Origin of the sequence: Amycolatopsis sp. SID8362 (genome assembly GCF_010550475.1) — a bacterium.
GTDB classification, from domain to species: Bacteria; Actinomycetota; Actinomycetes; order Mycobacteriales; family Pseudonocardiaceae; genus Amycolatopsis; species Amycolatopsis eburnea.
In genome coordinates this window covers 1-997 of sequence record NZ_JAAGNB010000944.1, presented here as the reverse complement: position 1 = coordinate 997, position 997 = coordinate 1, and the positions used below count along the sequence as shown (strand labels likewise).

The following is a 997-nucleotide window of genomic DNA, read 5'->3' as shown; positions in this document are numbered from 1 at the left end:
CCTGGTCGCGGCGGCCGGGCGCGCGGTGCGGGTCGCCGCGTTCAGTGTGACGCGGCGCGGCGCGCAGCCGTCCTATCCGACCGCCGCCGACCTGGCGGAATGATCGCGCCCTCGCGCGTGTTGCCCGTCACATGGGCGATTCGTTCGGTTCGGCCTGGTGGCGCGGCTACGCCGCCCAGCTGAGGGCGATCGCCGAGGCGAGACGGCCCGACCACCTCGCGATCATGCCGCTCGCCGAAACCCTCGAGGCGCTCGGCAAGCAGACCGAACTCGACGAAGGCGTCTACGACGTGCCGCTGGACGGCGTCGTCGGCACGGTCGCCCGCGCCGGGGACTTCGACCGCGAGTTCCGGCCACGCAACCGCGCGCTGCGCGATCGCTGGGAGCACCTGACGCGGACGTCGGCGGACCTGCCGCCGGTGCGGCTCGTGCGGCTGTCCGACATGTTCTTCGTCGAGGACGGTCACCACCGCGTCGCCATCGCCCGCGCTCGCGGCGCCCGGGTCATCCGCGCGCGGGTCCGCTGGATCAGCACGGTCGCCTGCGCGTTGCGCTGCCTGACACTCGCCGACCTGCCGTCGAAGACCGCCGAACGGATGTTCCTCGAGCGCGTGCCGCTGCCCGACGACGTCCGCCTCGGCCTGTGGCTCGACGATCCCGCCGACTGGTTCCGGCTCGCCGACTCGGCCGAGGCCTGGGGATTCCGCCGTATGCTGGCCGGACGGCCGGTCGCCAGCCGCGGTGAACTGGCCGAAGCGTGGTGGCGCGAGGAGGTCGGGCCGGTGCTCGAACAGGTCAAGCAGCGCGGTTTGTGCCCGCCACCACGAGATATCCAGACGTATCTGAGCTATGGTCTAGACCATGTCTGACTCTCTGTCCGGGGTCGCCGTCAGCCCCGGCCGTGCCAGTGGTCCCGTCGTCCGCGTCGCGGAGCCGCTCGGCGAGCCCGCCGCCACCCCGGCCCCGGCCGATCCGGCCGCCGAGGCCGCCCGGATCG

General features: G+C 73.4%; 1 protein-coding gene and 1 pseudogene. Both read left to right on the top strand.

Annotation, left to right across the window (positions count from 1 at the left end; all coding sequences use genetic code 11):
• Positions 1-103 (top strand): annotated as a pseudogene (locus G3I65_RS57595) (ribokinase); the annotation flags it as partial.
• A 28-nt stretch (positions 104-131) separates the two neighbouring features.
• Positions 132-869 carry a hypothetical protein gene (locus G3I65_RS29360; protein WP_160698974.1) on the top strand — a complete coding sequence of 246 codons (738 nt, stop codon included), beginning with the start codon at positions 132-134 and terminating at the stop codon, positions 867-869.
• Positions 870-997: the final 128 nt, after the last annotated feature.

What these genes read in the sequence shown, in the direction of transcription:
- G3I65_RS29360 (WP_160698974.1), top strand. Translation starts at nt 132, where the DNA reads ATGGGCGATTCGTTCGGTTCGGCCTGGTGGCGCGGCTACGCCGCCCAG.